This is a genomic window from Micromonospora sp. CA-248212, assembly GCF_050948405.1.
GTDB lineage: Bacteria > Actinomycetota > Actinomycetes > Mycobacteriales > Micromonosporaceae > Micromonospora.
In genome coordinates, this window is sequence record NZ_CP192023.1 from 2676140 (window position 1) to 2689477 (window position 13338).

The window sequence follows — 13338 nt, forward strand, 5'->3', positions numbered from 1 at the left end:
TTCACGTCGGGTCGGCGGCGGTACCACCGCCGCCGGCCCCGCGATGTGGGGGAGGGGTCGTTGGTCGGCGGCGCTGGATTCCGCGCGAAACGCGCGGTCCACCTGGTCTTCGCGCTCAAACGTGCCTGGTACGGGTTGCGCTATCGGCGGCTGACCCTCGGCCGGGACGTGCAGATCCGCGGCCGGATCCGGCTGCGTCGGGGCGTACGGGTCACCATCGGCGACCGCACCCGCATCAACAAGCTGGTCCGCTTCGCCGGCCCCGGCGAGGTACGGGTGGGCGCCGACTGTCTGCTCAACGCCACCTGGATCGGCACCTGGACGTCGGTGACGGTCGGCGACAGGTGCCTGTTGTCCGACTGCGAGCTGCTCGACAACGACTTCCACAACCTGCCGCCCGACCAACGGCACGCGCCGCCCGGCCCGGCCACCCGCGCGCCGATCGTGCTGGAGGACAACGTCTGGGTCGGCGCGCACGCCCTGGTGCTCAAGGGGGTCCGGGTCGGCCGGGACAGCGTCGTGGGCGCGGCCTCGGTGGTGCGCACCGACGTGCCACCGGGCGTCGTCGTCGTGGGCAATCCTCAACAGACGGTGAAGAAGTTCCATGACTGATGCCACGCCCGCCCCCTGGCCACCCGACTCGTCGAGCTCCGGCGGCGCCCGCGTGGTGACGCTCTCCGACCTGGTGCGGGTGCCGATGCACCGGCTGCGGCTGGTGGTCGCGGTCGCCCTGGTCGGCCTGCTCGCCGCCCTCGGCTACGTGCTGCTGGTCCCGGCGGCGGTGACCGCCCGAGCGGTCGTGGCGGTCCGACCGGTGGTCACCGACGCCTTCACGCCCAGCGGCGCGGGCGCCGACCGCGCCGTCAACATGAACGTGGAGAGTGGCCTCGCCACCGGCACCGAGGTGGTTCAGCGGCTCGCCGACGCCGTCGGTGGCGAGCCGCGCGACGTCCGCAACGCCCTGGAGGTCGAGGTGCCGACCGGCGGGCAGATCCTGCGCTTCACCTACCAGACGCACGACGCGCAGCGGGCCGTGCAGGGCGCCAACCTCGCCGCGCGGTCCTACCTCGACGTGCGGCGGGCCATGTACGAGCAGCAGCGCGCCGAGATGCTGCGCTCCTACGACGCGAGCATCGCCAAGGTCGTCGCGCAGCAGACGGCGGTGCAGAAGCGCGCGAGCAGCGCCAAAGGCACCGCCGCCGGTGACGCGGCGCTGGCCGAGCTGTCCGGCCTCAACAACCAGCTCACCCAGCTCAACACGGCCCGCACCGAGATCGCCGCGGTCGACGTCAACCCCGGCTGGGTCACCCAGACCGCCGAGCGGGCGCTGGTGACCTCCGCCGGGCACCGGCCGCTCTACCTGGTCGCCGGCCTGCTCGGCGGCGCGCTGATCGGCGTCGTGCTGGCGTACGCGTGGGAGTCGGCGGACCGGCGGGTCCGCTCGGTCACCGACGGCCGGGACGCCACCGGCCTGCCGCTGCTCGGCACGGTACGTCGGCCGCCGTTTCGGGGTAGTCCCCGGGCGGTCGACGCGGACATCCGCTACGTGGCGATGGCGGTCGCCGAGCGGGTACGCCAGCCGGCCCGGGTCGCGCTGGTCACCTCCCGCGAGGACGTCACGGCGCTCACCGCCGGGCTGGCCGTGGCGCTTGCCGCCGACGGTCGGGAGGTCTTCGTCGCCGACGACAGCGGCCGCGTCGAGCGCCTGCGTGCCGCCGTCCTCGCCGACCGGGGGCGGCTGCCCCTCGACCCGTCCCGCCCGCTGGTGCCCAAGCCGCGTCCGGCCGGCACGCCGACGGCCAGCGGTGCTCCCGCCGATACGCCGGCGACTCGGCGGCCCTCCCCGCACCCGCCCGGCAGCCGCCCGTCCACCGACCCGGACGCGACGCTCACCCTGCCCCGGGTGGCGTCCGCCCGGACCGACAACGGCCGTCCGGCGTCGGCGGACGAGGTGACCGTGGGGGTGGGCAGCGTCCGCTTCGGCACCTGGCGGCAGGGCGCCGACCACGGGCTGGTGCTGTTCAACGCGCCACCGGCCGAGTCCGACGAGCGCGGCGTCGCGGTCGCCCGACAGGGCAGCGCGGTGGTGGTCATCGAGCGGGACCGTAGCCGCCAGAGCGACCTGCGGCGGCTCGTGGAGCGGCTGCGCGCCGCCGGGGTCACCCCGCTGGGCTTCGTCCTCACCCGCAACGGCCGGGCCTGATCGGTGTCGGTCACCCGCGCCCCGGCGACCGAGCCGCCACCCGGTGACACGCCGGCCGCCGCCGCAGTGACGCCGCCGACACCGCCACCCGCGCGGCTGCCGCTCTGGCCCCTGGCGTCGATGTTCGGCCTCGTGCCGCTCTGGTGGGCGCTCGGCGCGTTCTACCTGGGCTGGTCGCTGCTGGGCGGGCTGCTGCTGGCGGTGCTGCTCACCCGGGGCCGGGTGCCGCTGCCCCCGGTGGCCGGCATCTGGCTGCTGTTCCTGGCGATCGTGGTCGTCAGCGCCACCCAACTGTCCTCACCGGCGTCGCTGCTGACGTTCGCCCTGCGCCTCGCCTTCTACCTGACCGCGCTGGTGGTCGGCGTCTACGTCTACGCCGCCGCCCGGGAACGTGCCGACCTGGTGGCGGTGCTCACCCCGCTCTGCGCGTTCTGGTTCGCGCTGGTGGTGCTGGGCTGGCTCGGGGTGCTCGTGCCCCGGTTCGCGCTGGCCACCCCGATGGAGGTGCTGCTGCCCGCCGGCGTCGCCCGCACGCCGTTCATCCAGGACATGGTGCACCTGACCACCGCGGAATACAGCCCCCGCTCGCTCAACCCGATCTACCGGCCCGCCGCGCCGTTCGCGTACACCAACAACTACGGCAGCGCGTACGCGATGACGTTGCCCTGCGTGGTGGCGTACACCATGTTGCGCCGTCGCGGGCTGCTGCGGTGGGCGCTGCTGGCGTCGTTGCCGCTGTCGCTGGCCCCCGCGTTCCTCACCCTGAACCGGGCGATGTTCCTGAGCCTCGGCGCGGGGCTCGCCGTGCTCGGAGTGCGGGCCAGCCTGCGGGGCAACATCCGCGTCGCCGCGTCCATCGTCGGCGTGGTCGTGACCGGAGCTGTGGCCACGCTCTTCATCCCCATCACCGAGTTGATCAACAACCGGGTCGACTCCAGCGACACCAACACCGACCGGTTGTCGCTCTACACGGAGGTGATCCGCCGCGTGCAGGACTCGCCGTGGCTGGGCTACGGCGCTCCGGTGAACGTGGACACCGTCTCCGCCGACGCGCCGATCGGCACGCAGGGGCAACTGTGGATGGTGCTGTTCAGTCACGGCGTACCGGCGCTGCTCTGTTTCCTGGGCTGGTTCGTGGCCGCCGCGGTGGTCTGCGCGCGGGCGACGTCGGCGGCCGGTCAGTGGTTGGCCGTCGTGCCGGTGGTCTGCCTCGTGCAGATCCCGTTCTACGGCATGGCCAACCAGAACCTGACTGTCGCGTTCTTCGCGGTCGGCTTCGCCATGGCGCTCACCGAACGCGAACGCGCGCCCCGCCCGCACCGATGGCACCCGCCGCTCGTCTCCACCACGGCGGTGCCGGCATGACCGCCGCCACCCGACCGCCGGCCGACGCCGGCCGGGACGGCCCGCAGCGCGCCGCCGCGGACACCGGCGCGGTCGAGACGCGCCGCAGCGCCCGCAGCGGGGTGGCCGGGTTGCTCGGCGCGGCCGTGAGCGGCCTGTTCGGGTTCGTGCTGGCCGTGGTGATCACCCGGGGGTACGGAACAGCCGGCGCGGGTGCGTTCTTCGCCGCGATCGGCGTGGTCACCGTGGCCACCGCGGTCTGCACGCTCGGCGCGGAGACCGGCCTCATGTGGGCGGTGCCCCGGCGGCGGCTCGGCGTCCGGGGTGACGCGGCCCGGGTGCTGCCGGTGGCGCTGATCCCACCGCTGCTGGCCGGGTTGGTCGTCGCCGTCGCGGGAGCGCTGAGCGCCGACGCGCTCGCCCCCGCCTGCTGCGCGGCTCGGGCGACGCGGCGCACGGGTTGCTGACGCTGACCTTCGCCGCCGTGCCGGTGGTGGTGGCGATGACCCTGCTGCTGGCCGCGTTGCGCTGCGTCCGGCCCATCCGCGCGTACGTCGGCGTCCAGTTCCTCCTGCTGCCGGTGGCCCGCCCCGCGCTGGTCGGCGCCGCCGCGCTGGCGAGCGGCGGGCTGCTCGCCGGCATGACCGGCTGGCTGGTGCCGGCGGCGCTGGCGTTGCTGGCCTGCCTGGTGCTGGTGGCCGGGCCGCTCGGGTTGGGACGGGGCGCGGCGCTACGGCCGACCAGGTCCGACTGGTCGACGTTCTGGCGCTTCGCCCTGCCCCGGGCCGCCTCGGCGGCCATCGACGCGGGCAGCATGTGGGTGGGGGTGCTGCTGACGTCGGTGCTGGCCGGACCGGCCGACGCGGGCGTGTTCGGCGCGGTGGGCCGCTACGTGCTGGCCGGTCAGCTCGCCATGCAGGGACTGCGGGTCGCGGTGTCGCCGCAGCTGTCCCGGCTGCTCGGGCGCGGCGAGCGGGCCGCCGCGGCGGCCGTGCACCGGCAGTTGACCATCTGGGGGCTGGTGCTGTCCTGGCCGGTGTACCTGCTGCTGGCGGTGTTCGCGCTCGCGTTCCTGCAGTTGTTCGGCCGGGAGTTCACCGCCGGCGTGCCGGCGATGACGGTGTTGGCGCTGGCGATGTTGGTGAACACCGGCGTCGGCAACGTGCAGAGCCTGCTGCTGATGGGCGGACGCAGCGGCCTGCACCTGGTCTCCACGCTGGCCGGGCTCACCGTGACCGTCTCGCTCGGACTCTGGCTGATCCCCGGTCACGGCGCGACGGGCGCGGCGCTGGCGTGGGCCGCCGGCATCGCCACCGAGAACCTCACCGCGGCCGGCTTCGCCCGGTCGGTGGTCGGCGAACCGCTTGTCAGCAGGGCGACGCTGTACGCCGCGGCGGCCACCGTCGGTGGGGTGGGCGTCGCGGCGGCGGTCGGCGTGCTCGCCGCGGGGCGTGGCCTGTCCGGCCTGGCGGTGGCGCTCGCCGTGCTGGTGGCCGGCTGCGTCGGCTTGTTGACGTTGCCCCGGGTGCGCGCCGGCATCCGGGTGACCATGAGGCAGATCCGTGGGTCCGACGAGGCGGCCACGGCCGCCGGGCCGGCCCCGGCATCGACGAGAGGTAGGTGAGGGCCGTCGTGGCGTCCATCCGTGACCGGGTCAAGCAGTTGGTGCCGACCCAGGTGACCACCCGGGTGAAGGATTCCCTGGTCGACTACGGGGTGCGCACCAGTGACCGGCGACCCCTGCCGGACTTCTTGATCATCGGCACCAAACGGGGTGGCACCACCTCGCTGTGGAACTACCTCATCCAGCATCCGCTGGTGCCCCGGCTCTTCCCCGCGTGGAACACCAAGTCGGCGCACTACTTCGAGGAGCACTGGGGTCGCGGCGAGGCGTGGTACCGCTCGCACTTTCCGACCGAACGGCATCGCGAGGCCCTCGCGAAGCGGCACGGCGGGCCGGTCCGCGTCGGCGAGGCCGCGCCGCTGTACATGTTCCACCCGCTCGCCGCGCAGCGGGTCGCCGCGCTCATGCCGACCGTGAAGCTGATCGTGCTGCTGCGTGATCCGGTCGAGCGGGCGTACTCGCACTGGAAGGAGCGTCGTACGCACGGCATCGAGCCGCTGGACTTCGCGGAGGCGCTGGCTGCCGAGCCGGAGCGTACGGCGGGGGAGCGGGAGCGGCTCATCGCCGAGCCGGAGGCGTTCAGCGAGGCGTACGACTGGTACACGTACCGGGCGCGCGGGCGTTACCTGGAGCACCTGGAGCCGTGGCTGGACCGCTTCGACCCGGCCCAGATCCTCTTCCTGCCCAGCGAGGACCTGTACCGCGACTCCCGGGCCACCTACCGACGCACCCTCGACTTCCTCGGGCTGCCCGCGTACGACCTGCCGAACTTCAAGGTCTACAACGACCGGCGCTCGGCCCCGCTGGAGCCGGCGGTCCGCGCCGAGCTGACCGACTACTACCGCCCGTACAACGACGCGCTGCGCGAGCGGCTCGGGTTGGACCTCGACTGGGCGGACCGGGCGGCGTGACGACCGGGGTCACCCCGGCCACGGACCCCCGTTCGCGGACGGACGGGCTGGGCTGGGTGAGCCGTGCGGTGTTCCCGGACGACCGGGTCCACCTGACGGTGGGCGGCGCGGTGCCGGCCGGGCAGCGGGCGGTCGCCCGGTACGCCGTGGTGCCGTCGGTGGCGCGGGCGCGGTTCTTGGTGCCGCTGGGCGCGCCCCGGGCCGGCGCGGCGTCGCTGCTGGCGTACAACGCCTTGCGGCCGCCGAAGGTGCGCGCGTTCCGGGCGGCGCTCGGTGGGCTGGCCCGACTGGGCGGGGCGGGCCTGGCGCTGTTTCCGACGCTGACCGTGTCGGTGCCGGTGGGGGCGCCCGTGGCCGACCTGGTGCTGAGCGAGCGGCTCGCGGCCGCGTTGGGCGGTGCGCCCCTGCTGGCCGCGTGCGGCGTTCGTCCGCCGGACCCGAACGCGAAGCCCACGCTGCAACTGTTCACCGTCGACGGTCGTCCCCGCGGCTACGCGAAGATCGGCTGGAACGACGCCACCCGTGCCCTGGTCACCGCCGAGGCCGCCGCGCTGCGGGCGCTGAGCGGCGTGGCCGGTGTGCCCGACCATCCGGCGCCGCCCGGGCTGCTCGCCGAGACGGCGTGGGCCGGTCAGGCCGTCGCGGTGATCGAGCCGCTGCCGCCGGACGTACGTGGAGTGCCGGCCGACGACCCGCCGCGGATCGCGGCGTTGCTCGCGGTCGCCCGGCGGGGCGGCGAGCCCGGTGTGCCGCGCCCGTTGGTCTCGTCGACGTTCCAGGCTCGACTGGCCGCCCAGGCGGAGCGGGCCGCCGGGGCCGGGTCCGCCGGGGCGCGGGCGGTGGCGGCGGTCGCCGCGCTGACCCGCCGGCACGGCGACACGACCGTCGAATTCGGTCACTGGCACGGCGACTGGGTGCCGTGGAACCTGGGCACGCACGACGGCCGCCTGGTCGCCTGGGACTGGGAGCACAGTGGTCCGGACGTGCCGGTCGGCTTCGACCTGGCGCACGACGCGTTCCAGCGGTCGCTGGTGCTGCGCGGCGAGCCGGCCCAGGTGGCCGCCGCAGCCGTGGACGCGTACCTGGGGCGACACGGCGGGCGGCTCGGCCTCGACGCGGCGCGGTGCGCTCTGGTGGCCGACGCGTACCTGCTGGAGATGTGGCTGCGTACGTGGCGACTCGCCGACGCCGGCGCCGGGTGGAACCCGGCGCTGCATCCCGCACTGTTGGACGTCATTGAGAAACGACATAGCGAGTGAACAGGAGAATTCCCGACGCCGGGGACGCGTCAGAGAGTGACCGCATAACGGCAGGTCGTGACGGTGGTCGATGGGGTGTGAGGTCGACAGTGGGCCTGAGCACGCCGAAGGGAGATCGTCGCCTCGTCCGGTCGCGCTATTCAACGACCAGAAAACCTGTGATCTGCTTCTGCCTTGCGTGAATCGGAATTCCAAGCGAACTTGTGGGGAGTCGCGTGGACACGAACATCGACGACGAGTCGCCGGTGCTGCTGCTGGTCGGATCCAGCGGCGGTCACCTGGCCCAACTTCTCGCTCTGCGGCCCTGGTACGAACGGTGGCGGCGCTGCTGGGTCACCTTCGACACCCCGGAGGCGGTGTCGCTGCTGACCGGTGAGGACCTGGTGCCCGCGTACCACCCGACCACCCGCAACGTACCCAACCTGCTGCGCAACGCGCGGCTGGCCTGGCGGGTGCTGCGGCGTCGGCGGGTCGCCGCGGTGGTCACCACCGGCGCGGGGGTGGCCGTGCCGTTCGTGGTGCTGGCCCGCCTGCGTCGCATCCCGACCGTCTACATCGAGGTGTACGACCGGATCGACACCCCGACGCTGACCGCTCGGCTCTGCCGCCCGTTCCTGTCCGCGATGCTCGTGCAGTGGGACGAGCAGCGGCGGCAGTACCCGGAGGCAACCGTCGTGGGGACGCTGCTGTGAGCGGGGAGGCGGACACCGCGCGCCGCGACGCCGTCACCGAGCCGTCCCGGCTGCCGCGTCAGCGCGACACCACACCCGTCGAGCAGCCCCGGCTGCTCGTCGCGGTCGGCACCGACAAGCACCCCTTCGACCGGCTCGTCGACTGGCTGGCGCAGTGGCACGCGCAGGCCGGTCCGGTCGGGCTGACCGTGCAGCACGGGCACACGGCCGCGCCGACCCTCCCCGGCGCGGTGCCGTTCCTCGGCCACGACGCCCTGCAACAGGCGATGGCCGACGCCGACCTGGTGGTGTGTCACGGCGGCCCGGCGACGATCCTGGAGGCTCGCCGGCACGGTCACCTGCCCATCGTGGTGCCCCGGGACCCGTCGCGCGGCGAGCACGTCGACGACCACCAGCAGCTCTTCGCGCGCCGCCTCGGCGCAGCGGGGCTGGTGGCGCTCTGCGAGACCCGCGAGGAGCTGCACGACGCGCTCACCGCCGGCCAGGCCGACCCGTCCCGGTACGCGGTGCAGGCCGACCCGGCCGCGCACGAGGCCCGTCTCGCGGCGGTGGCACGGGTCGGGCAGATCGTGGACGACCTGGTGGCCCGGTCGAGCCGGCGCCGACCCCGCTGGCGGACCTGGCCGCGCACCGGCCAGCCGACGAAGGAGACCCGATGACCGACCAGCCGAGCGTCAGCGTCGTGGTACCCACCCGGGACCGCCCCGAACTGCTGCGCGCCGCCCTGGCCGCGATCATCGCCCAGGAATATCCGGGCACGATCGAGGCCGTGGTCGTGTTCGACCAGTCCACCCCGGACGAGTCGCTGACCGGCCTGGCCGGTCCGGGCCGGGCGGTCCGGGTGATCGCGAACGGGCGCGCGCCCGGACTGGCCGGCGCGCGCAACAGCGGCACCCTCGCCGCCGTGGGCGAGCTGGTCGCGTTCTGCGACGACGACGACGAGTGGCTGCCCGGCAAACTGGCCGCCCAGGTGCAGGCGTTGACCGCCGACCCGAGCGCCGAGTTCGTCTGCTGTGGCATCCGGGTCAGCTACGACGGGCACACCGTCGACCGGGTGCTCGACAAGGACCGGATCACCCTGGACGACCTCCTGCGGGACCGGCTGACGGAGCTGCACCCGTCCACCTTCCTGATCCGGGCGACGGCGCTGCGCGACGGCTTCGGTCTGGTCGACGAGGAGATCCCGGGCAGCTACGCGGAGGATTACGAGTTCCTGCTGCGCGCCGCCCGCAGCGCTCCACTGATCAACCTGCGGACGCCGTCGGTGCTGGTGCGGTGGCACAAGCGGTCGTACTTCGCGCAGCGCTGGGACACCATCTCCGAGGCGTTGCAGTGGCTGCTGCGGCGTTACCCGGAGTTCGCCGGGCAACCGGCCGGCGAGGCCCGGGTCACCGGGCAGATCGCCTTCGCGCGGGCCGCCTCCGGCGACCGGCGCGGGGCCGTGCGCTGGGCCCGGCACACGCTGCGCCGCAATCCTCGCGAGCCCCGCGCCTACCTGGCGCTGGCGGTCGCCGGCCGGATGGTCCGGGCCGACTCGGTGCTGCGCACGCTGCACAAGCGCGGTCGGGGCATCTGATCCGTCGTGCGAAGCCGCCCTGCGGACGGTCCGGCCGTCCGCAGGGCGGGACGCGACGGGCAGCGCGACGTGCCCGTCGCGCGTCGTGACAGACTGACCGCTGTGTTGCGCTGGTTGACTGCAGGTGAATCGCACGGCCCCGCCCTCGTCGCGCTGCTGGAGGGGGTGCCGGCCGGCATCGAGGTGAGCACCGCCGAGATCGCGGGCGAGCTGGCCCGCCGCCGGCTGGGCTATGGCCGTGGCGCCCGGATGTCGTTCGAGCAGGACGAGGTCGAGGTGATCGGCGGACTGCGGCACGGCCTCACGCTGGGCAGCCCGGTGGCGATCCGGGTCGGCAACTCCGAGTGGCCCAAGTGGCAGACGGTGATGGCCGCCGATCCCGTCGATCCCGACGAGCTGGCCCGGCAGGCCCGCAACGCGCCACTGACCCGCCCCCGGCCCGGCCACGCCGACCTGGCCGGCATGCAGAAGTACGGCCACACCGACGCGCGGCCGATCCTGGAGCGCGCCAGCGCCCGGGAGACCGCCGCCCGGGTGGCCGTCGGCACGGTCGCCAAGGCGTTGATCCGGCAGGCGCTCGGCATCGAGATCGTCTCGCACGTGGTCGAGTTGGGTCCGGTGGCCGCGAAGCCCGGGCTGCGTCCGACCCCGCAGGACGCCGACCGCATCGACGCCGACCCGCTGCGCTGCCTCGACCCGGACGCCAGCGCCCTGATGGTCGCCGAGGTCGACGCCGCGAAGAAGGCCGCCGACACGCTCGGCGGCGTGGTGGAGGTGCTGGCGTACGGGGTGCCGCCGGGCCTGGGCAGTCACGTGCAGTGGGACCGCAAGCTCGACGCCCGACTGGCCACCGCGCTGATGTCCATCCAGGCGATCAAGGGCGTCGAGATCGGCGACGGGTGGCAGCAGGCACGCTCCCGTGGCTCCGAGGCGCACGACGAGATCATTCCGTCGGCCACCGGCGTCCGCCGCGTCACCGACCGGGCCGGCGGGCTGGAGGGTGGCATCACCACCGGCGAGCCGCTGCGGGTGCGCGCCGCCATGAAGCCGATCTCGTCGCTCAACCGGGCGCTGGCCACCGTGGATGTCGTCACCGGCGAGCCGGCGACCGCCATCAACCAGCGCTCCGACGTCTGCGCCGTGCCCGCCGCCGCGGTCGTCGCCGAGGCGATGGTGGCCCTGGTGCTGGCCGAGGCGGCCACCGAGAAGTTCGGTGGCGACTCGGTCGCCGAGATCCGCCGCAACGTGACCGGCTACCTCGACGCGCTGGTCATCCGCTGATGGCGCCGGTCGTCGTCCTGGTCGGGGTGCCCGGCTGCGGCAAGACCACCGTGGGGCAGGCGCTCGCCGCCTCCCTCGGCGTGGAGTTCCGGGACACCGACGCCGACATCGAACAGATGGCCGGCAAGAACATCCCGGAGATCTTCATCGACGAGGGCGAGGAGCACTTCCGGGCCCTGGAAAGGGCGGCCGTGGCGGCGGCGCTGGCGTCCGGCACGGGTGTGCTCGCCCTGGGTGGCGGCGCCGTCCTGGCCGAGGAGACCCGGGCCGCCCTGGTGGGGCATCGGGTCGTCCACCTGTCGGTGGAGCTGCCCGACGCGGTGAAGCGGGTGGGGCTCGGCGCGGGCCGGCCGCTGCTGGCGATCAACCCGCGAGCCACCCTCAAGCACCTCATGGACCAGCGCAAGCCGCTCTACGCCGAGGTGGCGACCGACACGGTGGTCACCGACGGCCGTACCCCGGCGGCCGTCGTCGCCGAGGTCGCCGCCCTGCTGCCACGCTGACCCCGCCCCGCCCCGCCCCGCCCCGCCCCGGCCCGCCCCCGCCCCGCCCCGCCGCGCGATCTTGCAGTTGCTGCGCCGACGTACCGGGGCATTTCCGGTATCTCGACAACCGCAACCGCAAGACCGGCGCGTGGTCAGGCTCGGGCGACCAGGTCGAGCACGTCGGCCAGCGCCTTCGGCTCGCTGAGCATCGGCCAGTGCCCGGTGGGCAGCTCGTGCAGCTGGCCGTCGGCCAGACCGGTGAAGAACGGGTGCTCCTCGTCGATCATCTGGCGTACCACGGCCAGCGGGAAGGTGCTCGCGACCAGCGCGGTCGGCACCGGGCGGCCACCCGTGCGGCGTACCGGATCGGTGGCCGTCCGCAGGGGCTGTGCGGTGGCGCGCTCACGCAGGAGGGACAGCATCGACTCGTCCAGGCCGGCCAGGTTTGTCGGGTCTGCCGCCGGGTCCCAGGCCGGCGGTGGCAGCAGGTGGCCGTCGCCGATCGCCGCGCGCAGCCGCTGCTGTTCCTGCGGCGGCACGGTGTCGAACTGTGCGGTGCCGTCCGGCAGCGGTCCACTCTCCACGTAGACCACCCGGGCGATCCGGTCCGGGATCCGTTCCGCCGCCTGGGCGACCGGCATGCCGCCGCCCGAGTGCCCGACCAGCAGCACGTCGTGCAGATCCTCGACCTCGATCAACCGGACGATGTCGGTGGTGTGCGTCTCCAGGCTCACCTGCGGCCCGGCGAGGTGGTGGCGCTCGGCCACCCCGGTCAACGTCATCGGGTGCACGTCGTGCCCCCGCGCACGCAGCAGGCCGGTCACCTCGCGCCACGCCCAGGCACCCAACCAGAACCCCGGCACCAGTACGAACGTCGCCATCCGTCACTCCTTCTCTCGGCTACCGACCGACCGTACGATTGAATTCGGACAGGATCCGCCCGGTTTGGAGGAGTGGCCCGTGTCTCATCCCGCCGGCCGGGTGCTGGCCCTGCTCGAGCTGCTCCAGGCCCGGCACCGGGCGACGGCCGGCGACCTCGCGAGCCGGCTCGGTGTGGACGAACGGACCGTGCGCCGCTATGCGGCCACCCTGGTCGAGCTGGGCATCCCGGTGCTCGCCGACCGGGGCCGCCACGGCGGCTACCGGCTGCATCCCGGGTACAAGCTGCCGCCGCTGATGCTCACCGACGACGAGGCGGTGGCCGTGCTGCTCGGCCTGGTCGTCGCCGAGCGGGTCGGGCTGGCCACCGAACTGCCGGCCACGGCGACCGCGGCGGCGAAGATCGGCCGGGTGCTGCCGGCGGCGCTCGCCGACCGGCTGACCGCACTGCGGGAGCACCTCGGCTTCACACTGCGGCGGCCCGAGCCCCAGGCGCGACCGGCGTCGGGCACCCTGCTGGCGCTGGCCACGGCCGCCCGGCGGCGGCAGCGGGTGAGCCTGGACTACCGCTCGTGGCGCGGTGAGCGGTCGCATCGTGACCTCGACCCGTACGGGCTGGTCTTCCACGCCGGCCGCTGGTACGTCACCGGTCACGACCACCGGCGCGGGGAGGTGCGCACGTTTCGACTGGACCGGATCGGCGCCGTCACGCCCGGCGCGGAGACGTTCACGGTGCCGGACGGCTTCGACGCGGTGGCGTGGCTGACCCGGTCGCTGGCCGGTGTGCCCTATCGGCACGAGGTCGAGGTGCTGCTGGAGACCGATCTGGTCGCCGCCCGGCGGCGGATACCGGGCAGTGTGGCCGAGCTGACCGCCAGCGGCGACGGTGTGCTGCTGCGGGCCCGTGCGGAGAGCCTGCCCGGCATGGCCGCGCTGCTCGCCGGCCTGGGCTGCCCGTTCACCGTGCGCCACCCGGACGCGTTGCGCGCCGCCGTGGCCGAGCACGCCCGTCTGCTGGCCGACTGGGCCGCCCGGCCAGCAGGTGGACAGACGCCCTCGCCACGCCGTCCGCTGGACTAGGCTG

12 protein-coding genes and 1 pseudogene are annotated in these 13338 nt (G+C 74.3%); 12 read left to right on the forward strand and 1 reads right to left on the reverse strand.

Features of this window, described 5'->3' with window-relative positions:
• The first annotated feature begins 60 nt into the window (after positions 1 to 60).
• The 11 genes and pseudogenes from ACQP03_RS12895 to ACQP03_RS12945 all read left to right on the forward strand — a co-directional run bounded on the left by ACQP03_RS12895 (position 61) and on the right by ACQP03_RS12945 (position 11393).
• Positions 61 to 612 carry an acyltransferase gene (locus ACQP03_RS12895; protein ID WP_355053064.1) on the forward strand — a complete coding sequence of 184 codons (552 nt, stop codon included), beginning with the start codon at positions 61 to 63 and terminating at the stop codon, positions 610 to 612.
• Positions 605 to 2203 carry a lipopolysaccharide biosynthesis protein gene (locus tag ACQP03_RS12900; protein WP_357133469.1) on the forward strand — a complete coding sequence of 533 codons (1599 nt, stop codon included), beginning with the start codon at positions 605 to 607 and terminating at the stop codon, positions 2201 to 2203. Before ACQP03_RS12895 ends, ACQP03_RS12900 begins: the two co-directional genes overlap by 8 nt.
• Positions 2204 to 2323: 120 nt before the next feature.
• Positions 2324 to 3568 carry an O-antigen ligase family protein gene (locus ACQP03_RS12905; protein ID WP_357133525.1) on the forward strand — a complete coding sequence of 415 codons (1245 nt, stop codon included), beginning with the start codon at positions 2324 to 2326 and terminating at the stop codon, positions 3566 to 3568.
• Positions 3565 to 5171 (forward strand): annotated as a pseudogene (locus ACQP03_RS12910) (lipopolysaccharide biosynthesis protein). The gene ACQP03_RS12905 and the pseudogene ACQP03_RS12910 overlap by 4 nt, the downstream one beginning before the upstream one ends.
• Positions 5172 to 5179: 8 nt before the next feature.
• Positions 5180 to 6082: a sulfotransferase domain-containing protein gene (locus ACQP03_RS12915; RefSeq protein WP_357133523.1), complete on the forward strand. Its 903-nt coding sequence runs from the start codon at positions 5180 to 5182 to the stop codon at positions 6080 to 6082.
• A complete protein-coding gene (locus ACQP03_RS12920; protein ID WP_357133465.1) occupies positions 6079 to 7341 on the forward strand; it encodes a hypothetical protein in 1263 nt (420 codons plus the stop codon). Before ACQP03_RS12915 ends, ACQP03_RS12920 begins: the two co-directional genes overlap by 4 nt.
• A gap of 215 nt (positions 7342 to 7556) precedes the next feature.
• Positions 7557 to 8033, forward strand: coding sequence for a UDP-N-acetylglucosamine--LPS N-acetylglucosamine transferase (locus ACQP03_RS12925; RefSeq protein WP_357133463.1), 477 nt, complete (start codon positions 7557 to 7559; stop codon positions 8031 to 8033).
• A gap of 92 nt (positions 8034 to 8125) precedes the next feature.
• Positions 8126 to 8692 carry a glycosyltransferase gene (locus ACQP03_RS12930; protein WP_357133521.1) on the forward strand — a complete coding sequence of 189 codons (567 nt, stop codon included), beginning with the start codon at positions 8126 to 8128 and terminating at the stop codon, positions 8690 to 8692.
• Positions 8689 to 9609: a glycosyltransferase family 2 protein gene (locus ACQP03_RS12935; protein ID WP_357175743.1), complete on the forward strand. Its 921-nt coding sequence runs from the start codon at positions 8689 to 8691 to the stop codon at positions 9607 to 9609. Before ACQP03_RS12930 ends, ACQP03_RS12935 begins: the two co-directional genes overlap by 4 nt.
• Before the next feature lie 102 nt (positions 9610 to 9711).
• A complete protein-coding gene (gene aroC, locus ACQP03_RS12940) occupies positions 9712 to 10890 on the forward strand; it encodes a chorismate synthase (protein WP_357133458.1) in 1179 nt (392 codons plus the stop codon).
• The gene (locus tag ACQP03_RS12945) at positions 10890 to 11393 is read left to right on the forward strand and encodes a shikimate kinase (RefSeq protein ID WP_357133456.1); all 504 of its coding nucleotides are present in this window, start codon (positions 10890 to 10892) and stop codon (positions 11391 to 11393) included. Before aroC ends, ACQP03_RS12945 begins: the two co-directional genes overlap by 1 nt.
• A gap of 134 nt (positions 11394 to 11527) precedes the next feature.
• Here ACQP03_RS12945 and ACQP03_RS12950 read toward each other — a convergent pair whose 3' ends face one another.
• On the reverse strand, positions 11528 to 12256 hold the full coding sequence (locus ACQP03_RS12950) for an alpha/beta fold hydrolase (protein ID WP_357175740.1): 729 nt from the start codon (positions 12254 to 12256) through the stop codon (positions 11528 to 11530).
• A 79-nt stretch (positions 12257 to 12335) separates the two neighbouring features.
• On the opposite strand from ACQP03_RS12950, the gene ACQP03_RS12955 reads away from it, so the two are divergent.
• Positions 12336 to 13334, forward strand: a complete 999-nt coding sequence (locus ACQP03_RS12955; protein ID WP_357133452.1) for a helix-turn-helix transcriptional regulator — start codon at positions 12336 to 12338, stop codon at positions 13332 to 13334.
• Positions 13335 to 13338 lie beyond the last annotated feature (4 nt).